Annotated in this window: 13 protein-coding genes; 12 read left to right on the top strand and 1 reads right to left on the bottom strand. The window is 55.5% G+C overall.

Going from position 1 to position 18806, the window contains the following annotated elements:
* Window positions 1-6: 6 nt before the first annotated feature.
* Window positions 7-1515: a hypothetical protein gene (locus VK574_RS04040; RefSeq protein WP_472798526.1), complete on the bottom strand. Its 1509-nt coding sequence runs from the start codon at window positions 1513-1515 to the stop codon at window positions 7-9.
* A gap of 619 nt (window positions 1516-2134) precedes the next feature.
* Between VK574_RS04040 and cpaB the strand changes: the two genes are divergently transcribed.
* The 12 genes from cpaB to VK574_RS03980 all read left to right on the top strand — a co-directional run bounded on the left by cpaB (window position 2135) and on the right by VK574_RS03980 (window position 18616).
* Window positions 2135-2998, top strand: a complete 864-nt coding sequence (cpaB, locus tag VK574_RS04035; RefSeq protein WP_472798525.1) for a Flp pilus assembly protein CpaB — start codon at window positions 2135-2137, stop codon at window positions 2996-2998.
* Complete coding sequence (locus tag VK574_RS04030) at window positions 2995-4545, top strand: type II and III secretion system protein family protein (RefSeq protein WP_472798524.1); 1551 nt, start codon at window positions 2995-2997, stop codon at window positions 4543-4545. Before cpaB ends, VK574_RS04030 begins: the two co-directional genes overlap by 4 nt.
* A gap of 185 nt (window positions 4546-4730) precedes the next feature.
* Window positions 4731-5153: a DUF192 domain-containing protein gene (locus VK574_RS04025; RefSeq protein ID WP_472798523.1), complete on the top strand. Its 423-nt coding sequence runs from the start codon at window positions 4731-4733 to the stop codon at window positions 5151-5153.
* Window positions 5154-5386: 233 nt separating this feature from the next.
* Window positions 5387-6592 (top strand): glycosyltransferase family 87 protein, encoded by a 1206-nt coding sequence (locus VK574_RS04020; RefSeq protein ID WP_472798522.1) that lies wholly within the window; start codon window positions 5387-5389, stop codon window positions 6590-6592.
* A 412-nt stretch (window positions 6593-7004) separates the two neighbouring features.
* Window positions 7005-7199: a Flp family type IVb pilin gene (locus VK574_RS04015; protein WP_472798521.1), complete on the top strand. Its 195-nt coding sequence runs from the start codon at window positions 7005-7007 to the stop codon at window positions 7197-7199.
* A gap of 448 nt (window positions 7200-7647) precedes the next feature.
* Window positions 7648-9123 carry a hypothetical protein gene (locus VK574_RS04010; RefSeq protein ID WP_472798520.1) on the top strand — a complete coding sequence of 492 codons (1476 nt, stop codon included), beginning with the start codon at window positions 7648-7650 and terminating at the stop codon, window positions 9121-9123.
* Between the two features lie 31 nt (window positions 9124-9154).
* Entirely contained in the window at window positions 9155-9940 is a 786-nt protein-coding gene (locus VK574_RS04005) for a glycosyltransferase family 2 protein (RefSeq protein ID WP_472798519.1), read from the top strand.
* Window positions 9941-9962: 22 nt separating this feature from the next.
* On the top strand, window positions 9963-11357 hold the full coding sequence (locus VK574_RS04000) for a hypothetical protein (RefSeq protein WP_472798518.1): 1395 nt from the start codon (window positions 9963-9965) through the stop codon (window positions 11355-11357).
* A 37-nt stretch (window positions 11358-11394) separates the two neighbouring features.
* Window positions 11395-12753 carry a glycosyltransferase family 87 protein gene (locus tag VK574_RS03995; protein ID WP_472798517.1) on the top strand — a complete coding sequence of 453 codons (1359 nt, stop codon included), beginning with the start codon at window positions 11395-11397 and terminating at the stop codon, window positions 12751-12753.
* 66 nt (window positions 12754-12819) lie between these two features.
* Window positions 12820-14244 carry a glycosyltransferase family 87 protein gene (locus tag VK574_RS03990; RefSeq protein WP_472798516.1) on the top strand — a complete coding sequence of 475 codons (1425 nt, stop codon included), beginning with the start codon at window positions 12820-12822 and terminating at the stop codon, window positions 14242-14244.
* A 25-nt stretch (window positions 14245-14269) separates the two neighbouring features.
* Entirely contained in the window at window positions 14270-16408 is a 2139-nt protein-coding gene (locus VK574_RS03985) for a hypothetical protein (protein ID WP_472798515.1), read from the top strand.
* Window positions 16409-16429: 21 nt separating this feature from the next.
* Window positions 16430-18616, top strand: a complete 2187-nt coding sequence (locus tag VK574_RS03980; RefSeq protein WP_472798514.1) for a hypothetical protein — start codon at window positions 16430-16432, stop codon at window positions 18614-18616.
* Window positions 18617-18806: the final 190 nt, after the last annotated feature.

Below are 18806 nucleotides of genomic sequence, written 5' to 3'. Positions count from 1 at the left end.
GAGCGGCTATTGATTGGTTTCCGGAATAATCAGAAGAACTTCGAGCTTCGCGACCTGGCCGTCATTGGTGCCGGCGCGGAACTGCCACTGCTGGAGGGCACCCAGCACGAGTTGCTCGCGCGCATAGCCGAGATCGGTCGGAAACACGACTGAGAGCTTTTCGAAATGACCGGCTTCATCGACGAACCCGTGAACCATAACGGCATCCGAATCGGCGTCATCGGGATTCAGGTTCGGGCGGACAATGTAGTACGGCCATGGGGCTGCAAGATGAGCGCTGCCCGCACTGGCTGAGTCGGCGGCACGCGGAAGTGAATACTGAAGGATCCAGCTCTTTTCCAGCCCCACGTGCAAGTAGACCGAGTAGGCCAGTCGGCCTTTCCATACATCCTGTGTTTCGGGGTATTGCTCGTCAAGAGACGATCCGACTACAACAACTCCGAATTGGCCGTTCTTTGGCACGTTGATGCGGGTGACCGCACCGTTATCGCCGCTGCCGGAGCCAAGGCCATTCGATGATCCCGAGCCTGCGCCAGGGTTGTGGCCGGTGCCTTTGCCCCCCCCGTCGCCTGCCTGCGAACCGCTTCCTGAAGTGCCATTTCCGGCGCCCTTCTGAGCGCCGCCCGTTCCGGGCCCGGCGGATTTGCCACCGCTTGCACTTTGTCCTTTGCCTGAGCCCTTCGCCGTGCCGGTGCTGCCCGTATCTCCCGAGCCATTTTGCAGAGCATTCGGTGTCTTACCGGTTCCGAGTCCGCCTTGGTCTGAACCTTCAGCAGATTGGTTTGCGCCAGGCATGGTGACAGTGCCCTGGTTCATATGAAGGTCAGAAGCGGAAAGTATCGCGGCAGGTGTGGGATCGATGGAGGCCACGGAACTCGTTTCCGGAACTCGCTGCACTTCCAGGTCGCGTTTCAGAACGACAGGAGACGAATTGGCCGGTATCGGCATCGGGAGCTTCGACTGAAAGCTGGTCGACGATACGTTCAGATCGGCAATCTGTACTTCCTTATTGGGGAAGTTCAACTTCGGCTTGTCGAGCGTAACGGAGGGAGGCTGCGGTTTCGGAGGAGTGAGAACCTGGACCTTGGGCCGATGGCCAGACCAGAGCAACATCGCAGGAAGAGGAGTCTCTTTCGGCAGCATTTTGTTTGGGTCTACATCGGGATCAATCAGTGTTTGCGCGGCCAGTTTGCGGCGCATGAAACGAACTCGGCTCGACGCGGGGGCGGCTAGCTCCTCATGAGCAGACGATTCAGCGGCCGATGAGGAAGACTTTGGATTCATGCTCCCACTTCCGCCGCCCTTCGGAATCGGCGGATAGGGCATATCCAGATTGACGTGCTGCATCATGTAGACGTCCGGTGTATTGAGCCGAAACTGCGGAGCGAAGAGAAAGGCGGAGAGTATCAGGAAGATCGCCGAGCCGTGCGTCACGACAGACGCCACCAGCGCCGACGGACTTCGGCGTAGTTCCGGCTGCAGCGTAAATAGGGTAATCGTTCGCGAAGACCTCATTCGCCGGGGGATCCTCTCTCCTGATGATGACCTGCTCGTACTTCACGGGGAACAGGTGCAGTTTCTGGTTGAGTGTTGAACCTCGAGGCACTCCGGACTTACGGAGCGGGCGAAGCTACACCCGGGAAAGGTCACAGCTGTATGGTCGCGTGATCCTTGTCTGCTAGGCAAACGTAGTTCAAGTATGCGCGTAGATGGTTAACTCGACAAGGGCATTTAGGTAATGCGAAACACTTTGGTCAGTTCGGAATTCTCTCTGAAACTTGCTTTCGAACTGGAGCGTTTTCACCAATGTTTTTGGGAACGCTTTGGTACTGTTGACAGCAAACCCCAGCCATGAGGAGATACGGTGACAAAACCGAATAAACCGAACAAGGTAGGCCCAAGGCTCACGCGGTTATTTCGTTAAGTGGCTTACTAGGTACTTCGGTTTGGAGGCGCTAAATTCGATGCACTCGAAATGCCACATAATGCTATACTCTAGCGGCATTCACCCGAGCAGGAAGTTCACCGTTTCGACCACTAACTCTGTGTGAAGAGGCCACTTCTACCTGTGCCTGCGCGATAAGGGCAGAGGAGGAGAAAACAGGGCGCTTCACCTCGCGAAGACAGGATTCTGATGAACCGAAGACTGGTAACCATTCTCCTTGCTGCATTTGTAGTGGCAGCACTGTGCTCCGTGCTCGTCTACCGGTTGGTCGGCACGCGCATTGCTGCTGCTAAACCGCAACCATCCACTCGCGTGGTTGCCGCTGCCAGAGACATCAAAATCGGCACGGTTTTGAGCGCTCCCGATTTGACCACAATTCAGATCATGGGCACGGCGCCGAAGAGTGCGATTCTGGATGCCAAAAACGCAATCGGCCGCGGAGTTACTTCTTCCATCTACAGCGGCGAACCGATTCTGGATGATCGTCTCGCCCCCATGGGCTCCGGAGGCGGCTTGGCCGCAACCATCAAAGACGGCATGCGGGCAATCGCTGTTCGAGTCGACCAGGTGGTTGGCGTTGCCGGTTTCGTCCTTCCGGGAATGCGCGTCGATGTTTTGATTTCGGGTGTTCCTCCCACCACCGCTACCAGTGGAGGCGGAGGAGGCAACAACACCCAGGTAAGGACCGTCCTTCAGAATATCGAGGTTCTTTCGGCCGGCACGGATATTCAAAAGGACGCCGAGGGTAAACCCCAGCAAGTGCAGGTTGTGAACCTGCTGGTAACGCCCGAGCAGGCCCAAGTGCTGGCACTCGCCAGCAATGAGACGCGCATTCAGCTCGTTCTGCGGAATCCACTCGACACAAAGGTCGCACCGGTGGAAGGAACGGCCATGACGAATCTGTTTCTGGATCAGAATGCGCCGGCGACCAAGCCCAAACTGACCGGCCGCGTCGCGCCCCGCAAGAAAGCGGCAGATACGTTTACGGTTACCGTCATCAATGGAACCACCAAAACCGAAGATAAATTTGCAGCGCCCGGGGGGAAACAGTGAACGCAAAAGCTGGGATCGTTATCGCCAGTGTCAGCGCTTTGACACTTGTATTCTGTGCCGAAGCGGCCATGATGGCCCAGGCACCCCCGCCGGGAGCCCAGCCGGCGGCATCGAACAGTCAAGATTCGACAAACGACTTGTCGCTCGCAGTGGGTAAATCGGTTGTGCTTGATCTTGCTAGGCCTGTAACGCGCATCGTTGTGGGAATGGGCGACTTTGCCAATGCGCAGGCCGTAAGCCCGACGCAGATTCTTCTCAGTGGCAAAGCACCCGGAGAGACCAGCCTGATCATTTGGGATCAAAGCGGCGGCAGGCAATTTTTCAATGTCACGGTAAGGCCAAGCAATTTCGCTTCAAATGACACGCTGGAGGGCGTTCGCCGCGAACTGCGCGCAGAACTGCCGGGACAGAATGTCAGGGTTTCCCAGGACAACGGGGTAATCTTCCTGCGCGGGACGGTGAGCAATCTGAATAGTTCAGATCGCGCTGTGATGGTTGCTTCAACCGCCGGCAAAGTTGTGAACCTGTTGAACGTGAATGTGCCGGCAGCAGAGCCGCAGATCCTTCTCAAAGTTCGCTTTGCCAGTATTGACCGAACGAAAGAGAAGCAACTCGGAATCAATATCTTCAGCACGGGGTTCGGCAACACGATTGGTTCGCTTACGACTGGCCAGTTCACGCCGACGATCCCAACAATCACGGGGACCACTGGAACTATTGGTAGTGTCACGCCGTTAAATCTCTTTGCGTTCTACCCGGGCATCAATCTCGGTGCGACGATGCAAGCGCTCGAACAGAAGGGTCTGGCGGAAGTTCTCGCTGAACCAAATGTCCTGGCGAAGAACGGACATCAGGCCAGCTTCCTCGCTGGCGGTGAATATCCCTATCCGGTCGCGCAAACGGGGGCCACCGGGGGCGGTTCTGCACCGATTACCATCCAATATAAGCAATATGGCGTTCTGCTCTCCTTCCTGCCAACGATCACGAATCGTGGCACGATCCGGCTACAGGTTGCACCAGAAGTCAGCGCTCTTGATTTCGCGAACGCGGTCAACATCGGCGGCGCGACGGTTCCTGCCTTGACCATAAGACGGGTTAAGACAGAAGTAGAACTCGCCGATGGGCAGAGCTTCGTGATCGGCGGTTTGCTCGATAACCGCGAGACAGCCAATTTCGAGAAGATTCCTTTTCTCGGCGATATTCCAATTCTGGGCAAGTTTTTCACAACGATGCAAAGGCAAAAGTCCAATACAGAGTTGATCATTATTGTGACTCCCGAGATTGTGAACCCGATCGACGCCAGTACGCCTATACCAGAGTTGAAGTTTCCAGAAGGGTTCTTGCCTCCAAATTCGCCGATTCCGATGCACACACCAGATTTGAAGGCTGCTGGAACTGCACCTCCGCCTCCGCCAGCGACGATACCAGTCGAAAAGCTGGTCGAGAGTCAGAAGCCGGAAGTACCGCTTATCGTTGAAGGCGGAGGAATGAGTGTCGGTGGTGGCGGTGGTGGCTCCTCCGCTTCAAGCCAACCTGCTCCGCAGTAATTCTGGGTGGGTCACGTCAACTCCAAATTCGGTGGCTTCTTGCTCTGCCCCAGCGTGCAACGAACGCTGGGGTGCTAATAGTGAAGGAATTCCAGGCCGGATTCAAATGCGGTTCGATTGTCGATCCGATGCAAGGGATACGAACAGGGACGCTAATAGGGTTTGTTGAGACAGCTTGAGCAGAAATGAATTCGTCTATACCGCCGGGAACTGCGATGAGCGCATTGGCTGACGCGCTCAAATCCTCAAAACAACCATGGATCGTGATTCGTAATCGGACACGGTCGACGGAACTCGCTGATCACGCGGAGTTGGCACACAGCGGGCCGAAGCGCTCGAAAGGCCTACTGGGCCGCACGGGCCTCGGACGCGGAGAGGGGATGTGGATAGTCCCTTGCGAGGCGGTTCACACGTTTTTCATGAAGTTTTCAATCGATCTGGTTTATCTCGACCGGACACTCAGGATTAAGAAACTAAGAGATAGCGTACGTCCATGGCGGATTTCAGCATGCTTGACCGCTCATTCGGTGATCGAACTTCCTGCCGGGACCATCCGAAACACGCAAACTGAGTGCGGCGACACTCTGGAGATAACAAACCGGATATAAACGAATGTTGTGGATGGGCAGAATGCGGTCCACTCATGCTCCGGATCTATCACGGATTTATCAAAGGTGATTATCAGCTGGCGCTCGAACAGCTGTACCCATCTCGATGAATCCACGGAGTACCTACCGGTACCACCCGAGGTTGCGAGTTACAGGTTCGGCTGCGCTTGTTGTGATCGTTCATTGAGACATCGGGTGGCGGTCGTCGATTCCGTTCGGGAGAGAGGTCCAGGGTGCCATCGGCAAAACAGCGCTGGCTGATTCTGTTTAGCGCCCTCGTAATCATCGGATTCCAGGTGGGCCTGTTCTATGCGATGCAGCGCTTCCAGGCTCGCAAGCCGGATTTCGCGGCGCTGTATCAGGCTGGCCGAAGGCTTGATCATGAGCGCTTTCCCGATTTGTTCACCCGCTTTCCGTCCCTGAATTCAGAGGGGCACAAGCTCTGGCTGAATGCTCAGGAGGAGTATCCGTCGGATACTATGCATCCTCCGTACGAGATGATCATTTACGTTGTGCTAGCTCTGTTCAAGTTCCGCATCGCTTACCCGTTGTGGTGGGCCTGCAATTTGGGGTGCCTGTTCCTGAGCGTATTCCTCTTGTCGCCCCACATACCCCGGCTGAACGGCAGTTATCCATATCTACTCATACTGGTCGCCACTTTCTTTCCGCTTCTGGTGGCTCTTGTGCAAGGTCAGAATTCCGTTCTGCTGCTGGTCTTGCTGACTCTCAGCTATCGTTCCCTTGAGAAGCATCATGATTTTCGCGCGGGCTTTCTGCTTGCGATGGGAATGTTCAAGTTTGTCCTGGTCATCCCGCTGGCATTCTGGTTTATTCTCGAAAGGCGCTGGAGAAGCCTAGCCGGGTTTATCTCCGGATGCGTTGTGCTTTTCTTCATAGCCTTGTGGCTCGTTGGTTTCGGCGGAATTGAAACCTACATTCGCCAGGTCACCGGATATGGCAAGAAAGCACCGGAGGAACTCGGCACGGAGGCCATCATGCCCAATCTCCGCGGACTGTTTCATGTTGCTGGTTCAGGAATCGCGCCCGAGTTCTGGCTTACAATCCTCACTCTCGTTGCTTCCATAGCCCTTCTCATTTGGGTCGACGCGCGGCTGAGCCGGTACAAGAGCCTGAGTTTGCGCTTTTCGATTCAGGTGCTTCTGGCCATTATGATCAGCTATCACCTCTATCCGCACGACGGAGCCGTACTAGTGCTCCCCGCCCTGATGCTTCTCAACTATGCCGCTCAGGATTCAACCGGGCGAGCGTTCAGAATAGTGGTCCTAACCTGTGCCATCTGTGCTTACCTGGTGCCGCTTGTTGCCGGACTTCACGTAGGTATGCCCGTCATCGGCGCCGCTGGTCTGGCGCTGTTGATCGTTGCGCGGAACCAAGCCCTAAAAGCCCCGGTCCTGAGTGCTGCTCGTGCGCGCTCGTAAATCCGTGAACGTGGCGTCATGAGGAAATATGCTTCCAAGCGCAATTGAGATCCGCCGGTCGCGAAGCCGCTGAGGGATACCCACCGCGATCATACCTTGGGGTCGGCCGGAATTTCCGCCCAACAAGCTGGAGTAGCCCTGTGAAAAAGAGGAGGGAATCGAGGATTCTCGCCCGAAGTTGGCCACTCTCACGCAACCGAAGATTTGTGAATAACACTTTCGTGTTACAAGGAAGTACATTATCTTGTCAAGTATCCGGGAGATACCAAGGTTACGTCTTTCGTGGTATGCACTTTTATAAGTGATTGACTTCTAATAAATCCAAGTGCTAAAAACAAGGCACAACACCTGCTCACCATGCACGACCACCAGTCTATGACTGGAACCCAACCCAGGAAATGGAGAATCACGAATGAACGATCTGATGATCAAGATGTATCTCACCGCAAAAACGTTTGTTGAGCGCGAAGAAGGTCAGGACCTCGTCGAGTATGCGCTCGTCGTTGCTCTGATTGCCTTCGGTGCGATCACCGGTATGAATATTCTCGCCAAGGGCCTGAACAACGCATTCTCGCAAATCGCGGTTACCCTTAACAACAACATGTAGTCCGGGATGATCTCTCGTTATTGTGAGGGATCCCGCCAGATCAATTACCAAGCAAAACTCGTAAACAGGGCGCGAAAAAGCCTTCTGTTTACGAGTTTTGTTTTTACGGAGAGGACACTTCTTCTATAATCTCGGTATCGTTCTCATGTCCTTCTCATCCCCTCCTGCTTTGACGGGAACATTTCCGCTCATCGGCCTTGAAGGGGCAGTTACCGCGATTCTCGTGGGATGCGCATTTGGGTGGCCCCGAATTTGCGCCGGGCTGTTCTCGCGAATTGAGAGCCAATTTCGTGTTCTTGCCCGAAAGCCTAAAACCGCGACGGCAGTTGTAGGTCTCACTGCTCTCGTGCTGCGGCTTGCAATTCTTCCCATTCTTCCAATTCCGATCCCTCTCCGCCCCGACGAATTCAGTAACCTGCTTGCCGCTGATACGTTTTGTCAGGGGCGCTTGACCAATCCCACGCCGGCAATGTGGGTCCATTTTGAAACCATACATGTCGACATGGTTCCGACATACATGTCGATGTATTTCCCTGCCCAGGGCTTGGTTCTAGCCGCGGGAAAAGTATTGTTTGGGCAGCCTTGGTTTGGCGTCCTGATCGGCGGCGCAGCGATGTGTGCGGCCGTGTGCTGGATGCTTCAGGCGTGGCTCCCGCCATCCTGGGCGTTGCTGGGTGGGTTCCTGGCTGTGATGAGGATCGCGCTCTTCAGCTATTGGACGAGCACGTACGACAATGCCGGACCGATCTCTGCGCTCGGAGGGGCGCTGGTGCTTGGGAGCCTGCCGCGATTCAGGAAAGATCGGAGCGCGTACAACCTGCTATTGATGGGCGTCGGAGTCGTAATTCTGGGTCTTTCTCGCCCCTACGAGGGACTCCTTCTTTGCATACCGGTCGCAGTGTCTCTCCTCCACTCGTCCGCGACAGCAAGGCGGCCGCCGGTTCAGACGCTCTTAAAGCGGGCGGCACCATCCTTGGTCCTGCTTCTTGGAGCAGCTGGGTGGCTGGGGTACTACAACTACCGAGCGTTCGGAAGTCCACTTACACTTCCGTACACAATTAACCGCGCAACTTACGCCACTACCCCCTATTACGTATGGGAGAAGCCCCGTCCCGAACCTCATTATCGTCACCCGGAAATGCGTCTCTTTTACAAGACTGACGCCCTTGACTACTACCGCGTCCATTCCATTGCAGGATTCCCTGCGATTACGCTGATTAAAGCCATTCGAGGGGTGTACTTTTTCTCCGGCTTCGCCTTGATCCCGCCGTTGTTCATGATTCCGTGGGTCTTGCGCGACAGCCGCATCCGCTTACTCGTCATATGTCTGCTCATGTTGGCGGCTGGTATGACGATTGAGATATATCTCTTCCCGCACTACCTGGCACCGCTTACACCGGCATTTTACGCGCTGGGATTGCAAGCGATGCGTCATCTGCGGCTTTGGAGACCGGGAGGGCTGGACGTGGGAATGGCCTTGGCCCGGTTTTCAGTTGCTACTTGCATTCTGATGGTTTGCGTGCGCCCCTTCAACAAGCAACTGGGTTGCCCTGTCCCGGAGCGACCGGTGGCGACCTGGATTCTTAATTGGTTTGGCCCCGATCATTTCGTCACGCAGCGCTCCATCGTGGAAGATCAACTTGAGCAGATTCCCGGCAGCCAGATTGCTATCGTTCGATACGCCCCCAACCACGATACGCTGGATGAATGGGTGTTCAATGCTGCAGACATCGATGGGTCCAAGGTAATCTGGGCTCGCGATATGGGCGACGCAGATAATAAGGAACTCCTTCAGTACTACAAGAACCGAAAAGCATGGTTGGTTCAACCGGATTTACCCTCGGCGGAGGTCACTCCATACCCAATGGCAGAGAAGGTTACTGCGGTGCCTTCAGGCGAATCCGCAGCGTGGGCAAAGATGTGAAAATAGAGCTCAGTGGGTATGGTGTTGAACAATGATCAACGGAAAACGCATCGCGGTCGTCATGCCAGCGTACAACGCGGAAAAAACGTTGGAAATGACTGTGCGCGAACTGTCAGATCTGGTCGACATCAAAATCCTTGTTGATGACTCGAGCAGGGACCAGACCGTGGCACTCTCCCGTCAACTTGGCGTCATGACGTTTGTCCATGATTCAAATTACGGATACGGCCGCAACCAGCAAACTTGTTACCGCGAAGCGCTCGCTGCGGGTGCGGACGTTGTCGTGATGGTTCATCCTGACTACCAGTACACGCCCCTGCTGGTTCCAGCCATCGCGGGTATGATCGCCAGCGGTGTCTACGATATGGTTCTTGCTTCGCGCATTCTTGGCGGCGGAGCATTGCGCGGCGGAATGCCGATTTACAAATACATTTCAAACCGATTCCTCACGGCATTGCAGAACCTGTTCCTGGGCGTGAAGTTGTCGGAGTACCACACGGGTTTCCGGGCATTTTCGCGCAAACTGCTTGAGACGCTCCCGATTCTAGAGAACTCCGACGACTTTGTCTTCGACAACCAGATGATCGCCCAGGCAGTGATGTTCGGCTTCCGAATCGGCGAGATCTCTTGCCCGACGAAGTACTTCGAGGAGGCGTCTTCGATCAATTTCAAGCGCAGCATCCAGTATGGCTTGGGCGTTCTGGTCACCACGCTCACCTTTGTGCTGCACAGATTCGGACTAATTCACTTGGCGCGATTCGACGCCAGCGGTCGAAAAGTTGGTCAACAACTCTATGCCGCCGGGAATCACCCCTGATGTATTGAAAGCGAAACGGGATATGCCAAACATGCGCGCGGTGAGTGTGTTCCTGATCCTGTTGAGTAGCGGGATTTCGATCCTATTGGGCGTTCTTGTCGATCGGACTTCTCCGGGTGGAACGGAAAACTATAGAGCTGTCTATTACGGCGCCCGCTGCCTGATTCACCGCAGCGACCCTTATCAGGCCAGCGAGTTCCTTCGGGTCTATGCGGCTGAGAGTGGGGGGGTCCCGTCCGATCCGTTCAAAAAACTCCTCTTCCTTCGCGCCGTCTCGATATGTGTAAACCTCCCCACCACTCTCTTCCTGGTGGCTTCGCTCGCGATACTGCCTTGGGGATTATCGCATGTGCTTTGGCTCGCGTTGATTTCTGTCAGTTTCACGATAGCGGCTTTTCTGGTGCACGATTTGGCGAGCGAATACGCGCCGTGCGTTTCTCTCCTCCTCATCTGTATCCTGCTCGCGAACAGCGAGGTACTCTACGCGGTGGGGAATACCGCGGGAATCGCGGTGAGCCTTTGCGTGATTGCCGTCTGGTGTTTCGTCAAGAAAAGGTATGAGTGGCTCGGCGTTATAGGTCTTGGCGTTAGCCTGGCTCTCAAGCCGCATGACTCCGGCCTAGCGTGGCTCTTTCTGGTCTTCGCGGGAGGTGCATTGCGGAAACGCGCGCTGCAGTCCCTGGCAATAACAATTCTGCTGGCTGTCCCGGCGCTCCTGTGGGTTTCGCAGGTTTCCCCCCAATGGCCCCGGGAACTGGCTGCTAATCTTGCGGAGACTTCTGCCCCGGGAGATATCAGCGACCCCGGCCCTCATTCGATCAGCCGACGTGGTAGTGCTGATGTGATCATCGACCTGCAAACGGTTGCCAGCGTGTTTCGCGACGATCCGCGATTCTATAACCCGGTGACGTTGGCCATCTGTGCATCCATCTTTGTCATTCTGCTTATCACCATGCTCCGCAGGGTGGATGCACAAGCAAGTATCTGGTGCGGACTGGCTTCGATTGCTCCACTCTCGATGCTCCCAAGCTATCACCGGCCTTATGATGCCAAGCTCTTGCTCCTTGCGGTCCCTGCCTGCGCCATGCTTTGGGCGGGTGGGGGTTGGCTCGCGCGGGCCGCCGTTGTGTTGACCACTCTGGCCGCGACATTGACGGGAGACATTCCGCTCGCGATCATCTCGATTCTTACGCGGAATATCAACGTGCTTCAAATGGGACTGACCACAAAGGTGCTTACGATCTGGCTGCTACGTCCGGCCCCGCTCATTTTGCTGTGCACGGCCATTTTTTACATGTGGATATACGTCCGGCGGGCGGTTGGAACGGAAACCGGAACGTTGAAGAAGACGATTGATCAGCCCGTGTCTTCTGTCACGGGCGGGTCCCATCGGGTGCCAAGAACGGCAGGAATTTGAGAGTCATTGCATCGGCTCTCGCTGAAGGACGGCTACCATGAAGAGATCGCGGCTGAGCGGCATTTCCGCCCTCCTTGTCGGAACGGCTCTCTTCATCTTCCTCGGTTCTGTCTTTGAGATTCACGCGCCAGGGGTAGCGGGAGATTTCAAAGCTTCTTATTACAGCGCACGCTGCCTCGTCCAGCGGGGTTGTGACCCATACGCCGAAGGCGACGTATTTCGAATGTACGACGAGCAAGAACACGTGCACCTTCCCGTTTCCGATAGCAGCCGATCAGTTGTTACGCGGTACGTCTATTTGCCGACCGCATTCCTCTTTACAACGCCCTTCGCGTTGCTTCCTGTTGGGCCGGCGCACGTCCTCTGGATGATCGTAACCGCGGGCAGCCTGGCTCTTGCCGGATTTCTGATGTGGACCTTCGGTCTCAACGGCGCGCCTCTGGCGTCTGGCGTGCTTCTGGGGTTCCTGCTTGCCAACAGCGGGATGGCCCTTGCCATCGGCAACCCGGCCGGCGTTGTTGTCGGTCTATGCGTTATAGCCGTCTGGTGCTTCGTGAACGAGAGACTTGTTCCAGCGGGGGTCATCTGTCTGGCGATCAGTCTGGCCCTTAAGCCTCACGATGCAGGTTTCGTCTGGTTGTATTTACTGCTTGCTGGCGGAACACTCAGACGGTGTGCGCTGCGTTCTGTCGCTGTCTACGTGGTGTTCACTTTACCCATCCTTTTATGGACGACACGCATCTCGCCGCACTGGATACAGGCTCTGCACTCCAACCTGCTGTGGTTTTCACAGCGAGGTGGAATCAATGATCCGGGTCCGTCCTCCTTTACGGGCCACGGGGTCATTCGTGCGATCGATTTACAGGCCGCGATCAGCGTCTTCAAAGACGATCCGCATTTCTATAATGCAATGAGCTTTCTTGTATGCGGCTTACTCTTCTTCGTGTGGGCCTTCGTCGTTTTGCGTTCGCGCCAGACTTCTGCCGGGCTCTGGTTCGTGTTCGCAGGCATTGCAGCGCTCTCAATGCTGCCAAGCTATCATCGGGCTTACGATGCCAAGATCCTTTTGCTGACGGTTCCCGGTTTCGCTATGCTGTGGGCGGAGGGAGGTGTGGTTCGGTGGGCCGCCTTACTGGTCTCAGGCTCGGCCATATCTGCCACTGGAGACTTTCCGCTTGCCATTCTCGCCTTGTTCGCTCGTCGGCTGCCGCTATCGGCCGACAGTTTCTTCGGAAAGCTCATCACGGTTTCGCTCTGGAGCCCAACTCCGCTCATCCTATTGGTCACTTCGATCTTCTTCTTATGGGCATTTGTGCGGCAGAATTCCCGCAGTGTTGCAATCAGTCCCTTTGCAGGCTCCGCAAACACTTTTGCTTCCGGGATAACCGTTTCATGACTGACCCAGCATCTTTGTCTGCATCCAGGAAATCAGACTTGCTCTGATACAGAACGGGACTTACACATGAATAAAGCACGGCTCGATGGACTGATCCTGGTGTTGCTGGGCATGATTGTATTTCTAGTCGTCGGCATTGCATGGCGGCATGTTTCCCTGATCGAAATGGGTGATTTCAAGGTCGTTTATTATCCGGCTCGATGCCTGCTCCAGCATGGCGATCTCTACAGCGAAAGGGATGTTCTTCGCGTCTACCAGGGCGAAGATCGAGAGCGGCCCAACGAACCGATTCTGGACCGCCAAATGAAGACCCGGTTCTTCTATCCGCCCACGGCTCTCATTTTTACCCTTCCGTTCGCCTTGGTCGGGTTTGCTGCGGGGAAACTGCTTTGGACCGTTTTTATGATCGTGAGTCTCGTTCTTGCCTCGATTCTCATGTGTGATATGGCTGGCGACCTTGCTCCGCTGCTTTCTGGCTCTCTGGCCGGGTTCGCCCTCATGAACAGCTTCTGGCTGTTCATGATTGGCAACGCCGCTGCGATGGCCGTTGGTTTCTGCGTGATTGCGGTCTGGTGCTTCTATCGTGAACGCCTTGTGGTGCTCGGCGTGCTCTGCCTTGCTCTAAGCCTTGCGCTCAAGCCCAACGATTCAGGTCTGGTGTGGTTGTGCCTTCTTCTCGTGGGAGGCGCCTACCGCAAACGCGCGTTGCAGGCTCTATTCACAGTGGTAATCCTGAGCCTTCCGGTCGTTCTCTGGGTCACTTACACGTCTTCGCATTGGCTTCAGGAGCTTCAAGCCAACATGGCATTCTTTTCCGGCGTTGGCAGCATTGCTGATCCTGCGGCAACCGGCAAGGCCGGGCTCAATATGGACTCGCTCGTGCAACTTCAGTCAGTTGCCAGCATCTTTTTTTCGAATCCCTCGACTTATAACCTGATCGCGTATTCCATCGGCATTTCGCTGATACTCATTTGGGTAGTCCTGACGGTACGCACCCGGCCCACCCCGATTGGAGTTTGTCTGGCACTTGCGGCCGCTGCGCCGCTCTCGATGCTTCCCACATATCACATGCAGCACGACGCGAAACTCATTCTGCTCACGATTCCAGCCTGTGCCATGCTCTGGGCCAGAAGGGGAGCTCTCGGCTGGGCGGCCATGCTCGTTACCGCCGCCGGATTTGTCGTCAACGGGGATGTCTTCTCGGGCATTCGCATCCTGCTTACGCACGGCATCCTGGTGCCGCAGCCTACGTTCGCAAGCCGCCTGATCACCGTCGTCTTTACGCGTCCAGCTCCGCTTGTTTTGCTCTTGATGGCGTTCTTCTACCTCTGGGTTTTAGCAAACCACTCTTTGCGCGATCAAGAAACTCGAGGCTTTGAAGCAGTGCCTGAGCAGGTTACAATGTCAAATCGAATTCGGAGTTTCCCGTTCTCAACCATGAAAATGAAGGTCAATCCTCAGGCGAAGCTCGTAATGTGGCAAGGAGATTGAGATTTCCGGCGCTCACAACATCGCTGTGACCGAGATCCGCGACGTTCTGCTGGCCATTGCGGCTTTTCTTCCTGTCGCTGTGTGCCCAGGTTACATTGTCAGCTGGCTCACTGACCTTTATCGCTTTCGCTCCCGTTCGTTCGTGGAGCGGATATTGTGGAGTATCCCGGCATCGTTTGCTGTTTCACCCATCGCATCGGTGTTGATCGCGTGGGCTTCTTCCCTGATCGCCGTGGTACGGGTCTTCGAGGCCGGCGTAGCCCTTTGGCTGGTCCTTCTTGTGTGGGAGCGCAGGAAACTGCGCCGGAATAACGTGAACTTGATCGCCGGCTGGCAGCCTCTGGGTGGCTCAGCCATCGTCTGGGCAGCCCTTTGGATCGCAGTTGCCGTGCTGTCCCTCGTTGACTTTGAGTATCACCATCAGCTTTTCATGAGCCTCACCATCTACGATCAAGGGGCGAGGGTCAGCTGGACTGAAAGCATCCTGCGCACCGGCGTTCCACCGGCCAATCCGTTCTACTGGTATCAACACGCGAGCGCCATGCGCAACTACTATTTCTGGTACGTCATTTGCGCGGTAGTGGCTCTTATGGCGCATGTTTCTGCTCGTACCGCACTTATGGCCAGCTGTGTGTGGTCGGGGTTTGGCTTGGCAACTCTCATTGGTCTCTACCTCAAACACTTTCTCGGCGTCACGGAAAAATTGCGTCGGCATTTCATTGTCGCCATTTCGCTGCTGATGGTTAGCGGACTCGATATCATCGTTCACGTCTGGAATTACATTTATTTGCGAATCCCGATCTTCGACCATCCGCGAGCATGGTTCGTTGGCCAAATCGACAGCTGGTTCGTGACGCTGCTTTTCGCCCCGCATCATGTTGTCAGCCTTGTGTGCTGCATGTTCGCCTTTCTCTTGGCATGGATAGGAAACAAGGAAGGCAGGGGGCGCCTAGCCCCGATCGTGACGCTCATCGCCTTTGCATTGGCAAGCGCTTTCGGCCTCTCGCTCTACGTTACATTTGCATTTGCTTTGATGATGTTGACCTGGGGATTGTGGCAGTTCATATTCCAGCGGAGCTTTCGTTCTTCGATGATGCTGGTGGCTGGTGGATTGGGCTCTGGCCTTCTCCTGAGTCCCTACCTCATGCAACTGGCCGGTACATCATCCGGAATACACGGCGGGTCTCCCTTTGGTTTTTCCGTTCGCGAGACCGTCCCTCCCGACCGGCTGCTTTCATCGGGACTGTTCCAGTCGATCGCCTTATCTCATCCAGCGGCGGCTAAGAACCTCGCCAAGCTTCTGCTCCTCACTCCGGGACTGGCCGTCGAACTGGGATTCTTCTTCGGCGTACTTCTTCTTTCCCTGGTTCCTGCCCTTCGTTTTCGCGCGCGACTCACTCCCGCCCGCCATACGCTCATCTTCATCACTGCGACTTCGCTCGTCATTACGTCTCTCATTAGGTCCTCTGTGATTTCCTACAATGACTTCGGCTTTCGGGGAGCTCTGTTCATGCAATTCTCGTTGCTTCTGCTTGCCTCAGAAGTCGTGATGAGCTGGCAAGGTCGGGATTCGAAGCAGAAATTGGTTGAGGATCGGTCGGGAGCACCTGCGAGAGTTCCTTACTGGCTGCGGTCGATCCTTGCTCTTGCTTGCGTCTTCGGGGCGCTAACCACTACCTACTATGCGGTGATGTTCCGGCTCACCATCCCTCTGGTGGAGGCGGCTCACAAGAGCGTCGTTCACGATCCAATAGCCGGCAATCTGTCTCACGACGCCTACATCTCATCCATTGGATACGCTCAGCTGGACGCGGCTATCCCGCGCGCTTCTATCGTGCAATTCAACCCGTCTCTCCCGAACGAATTCTGGGGACTTGTGAACCTCGTGGCTATCAATCGCCAAGTAGCGATTGCGGGGGACAAGCCGTGGTGCGGTTCTGAACTGGGGGGAGATCCATCCGGCTGCCCCGCTATGGCCTCAGCCCTTGACGCCCTCTTTCACGACTCTACCGCCGAACAGGCGCACTCAACCTGTCGCCAGTTCGGAATTCAGTACCTTGTCACCACCATTTACGATCCCGTATGGAAGGAAAGGCGAAGCTGGGTCTGGACTCTTAAGGCAGTTGTGCAAGACCCCGAGTTTCGCGCGCTCGATTGCCGTTAGCGAGGACGCAACCAGGTTCGCTTGCCCAAAGTCTCGCGGGAATGGAACGATTCGCATCGAGGGCAGGAGGATAATATCTCGATTCTCCAGTCAATCACGTCCGCCCAACTCATAGAGAGCTTTCTGGCGATACCAGCCTTCGCCCCTGTGACAGTCTTCACCGGATACGTCGCGGCCTGGTTTACGAATCTGCACGACTTTCGCCGACGCACATTTGTAGAGCGCCTTTTCTGGAGCATTCCGCTATCCATCGGGATCTCGACGATCTCCTCAGTATTAGTCAGTCGATTCCTCTCGCTTACGACAGCAGCCATCTCTTTCAGTCTTTGCGGTGTGATTTTCCTCGGATGTCTCGGTTGGGAATGGTTTGATCTGCACCGGACCGGTGCGAAGTGGCCCTTGGGTTTTCATCCGCTGGGCAGCATCGGAATTGCGCTGGCATTCGCATGGACCGCTCTTTCGATTCTGTCGCTGATTGACTTTCAACGTGGCCAACAATTGTTTCTGAGTCTGACCTTTTTCGATCACGGTACGCGTGTCAACTGGGCCGATGCTGTCCTCCGGACGGGACTACCGCCTAACAATCCCCTCTACTTTTTCGAACACGCAGCCAATCTGCGTTATTACTATTTCTGGCTCGTCGACTGCGCCGTGATCGCGCGGATTACGCAATTCCCCTTGCGCGTGATCGTGATTGCCAGCTGTATCTGGTCCGGGTTCTGTTTGGCAGCTCTCCTCGGTCTTTATCTCAAACACTTCCTACAGGTGGGCGCCCGGCTACGCAAGCAGTTTCTGGTGTCAATTGGACTTCTGGCAATCACCGGTCCCTACATTGTGATTGATGTGTTCGATATTTTCATCTTGCACAAATCGCCCCCGGGCATCGAGGTATGGCCTGAAGGCCAACTCACGAGTTGGATCGACAATTTCTACTTCTATCCGCACCATGTCGCGAGCCTGGTTTGCTGCATGCTGGCGTTCCTGCTGGCTTGGATGGCTAAGGAGCAACGCGGCCGGCTACAGCTTGGGACTGCAGTCATGATTGGGGTATCCTTTGCCAGCGCGTTCGGGCTGTCCATTTATGTCGCCTTCGCTTTTTTCCTGATCGTTCTTGCCTGGGGGATATGGCAGCTCGCCGTGGAGCGCGAACCAAAGCCGGTTTTGTATCTGGCGGTGGGCGCCGTGGTGGCCGCTGTCCTGCTCCTCCCCTATTTGCAGGAATTGGCACAGGGATCGTCCAGGTCACATGGCGGCCACGTTTTTGGTTTTGCAATTCGCGAAACAATCTCTCCGGCGGGCATGCTTGCCTTGCCCATTTTCCGGAACATTGCAATTGCGCATCCAGAGCCCGCACGGGCTTTCGCCAAACTCATCTTGATGATCCCCGGATATGCCGTGGAGTTGGGCTTCTACTTCGTGGTCATGGTTGCTTACCTCGTCCCTCGCTGGCGAGCAGGAAAGCCCCTGAATTCCGCACAGAGAGCGCTGCTGTTTCTCGCATTTGCGACGTTTCCCATCATCTCCTTCATTCGTTCAGAGGTTTTGACCATAAATGACTTCGGCATTCATGGCGGCATGTTTGTGGAGTTCCCACTTCTCCTGATGGCATCGGACTTCGTAATTGGCTGCAGTCGCGGAAAGCACAAGAGCGCAGCCCCTGTCCGCGATCCCGAAGTTCCCCAGACTCCGCTCTGGCTGACATCGGGCGCCAAGGTCTGCATGTTTCTGGGTGCGCTCAGTACGGTTTACATTTCCTCCATCCTGCGTTTTGGAATCCTCGCTCTTCCCGATGTTCGAAATGGCACTCTCCCCCATAAGGCGTACCTCTCCGCCCTTGGCTACGCGCAGCTGAATACTGAGATCGCTCGCAATGCAATCGTGCAGTTCGACCCCACTTCACCTGACACATTCTGGAGCAACATCGACCTAGCCAACATCAACCACCAGACCGCCATCACGTCAGACCAGCTCTGGTGCGGTTCCGAACTCGGCGGTGATCCCTCCGGCTGTCCGGCCATGATCGCAGCCATTCCGCCGCTATTCATGCACGCCACCGCTGAAACGGCACGAGACGTATGCCACATCTACCACATCGATTACCTGGTCGCGAACATCTACGACCCCGTTTGGAATGACCGCACCAGCTGGGTTTGGACACTTAACCCCATAGTCACCCAACCGGAATTCCGGGCGCTGGATTGCCGATAAGAAGGCAGATGTTACGCAGGAATCAACGCGTTCACCACTTGATGTGGAAGGACGACGGCCTCGAGTTTCATTCGCAACTGAGGTCGAGTGTAGCGCCGGAAGTGACCGAAGTCTTTGTCGATTGGTGCGCAGATTTCGGGGCGACCATGGCAGGTTTTGGTTGCTGAATCTGCCCCGATATGACAGACGG

Origin of the sequence: Occallatibacter sp. (assembly GCF_035317045.1) — a bacterium.
Classification (GTDB): domain Bacteria; phylum Acidobacteriota; class Terriglobia; order Terriglobales; family Acidobacteriaceae; genus Telmatobacter.
Note: the sequence above shows the minus strand (reverse complement) of the source record. Positions and strands in the feature narration are given on the sequence as shown.

Excerpts from the sequence above, each read along its gene's own strand:
- VK574_RS04040 (WP_472798526.1), bottom strand. The coding sequence starts at position 1,515 with ATGAGGTCTTCGCGAACGATTACCCTATTTACGCTGCAGCCGGAACTA.
- VK574_RS03995 (WP_472798517.1), top strand. The coding sequence starts at position 11,395 with ATGAAGAGATCGCGGCTGAGCGGCATTTCCGCCCTCCTTGTCGGAACG.
- VK574_RS04025 (WP_472798523.1), top strand. The coding sequence starts at position 4,731 with ATGAATTCGTCTATACCGCCGGGAACTGCGATGAGCGCATTGGCTGAC.
- VK574_RS04005 (WP_472798519.1), top strand. The coding sequence starts at position 9,155 with ATGATCAACGGAAAACGCATCGCGGTCGTCATGCCAGCGTACAACGCG.
- cpaB (WP_472798525.1), top strand. The coding sequence starts at position 2,135 with ATGAACCGAAGACTGGTAACCATTCTCCTTGCTGCATTTGTAGTGGCA.
- VK574_RS04000 (WP_472798518.1), top strand. The coding sequence starts at position 9,963 with ATGCCAAACATGCGCGCGGTGAGTGTGTTCCTGATCCTGTTGAGTAGC.
- VK574_RS04015 (WP_472798521.1), top strand. The coding sequence starts at position 7,005 with ATGAACGATCTGATGATCAAGATGTATCTCACCGCAAAAACGTTTGTT.
- VK574_RS03990 (WP_472798516.1), top strand. The coding sequence starts at position 12,820 with ATGAATAAAGCACGGCTCGATGGACTGATCCTGGTGTTGCTGGGCATG.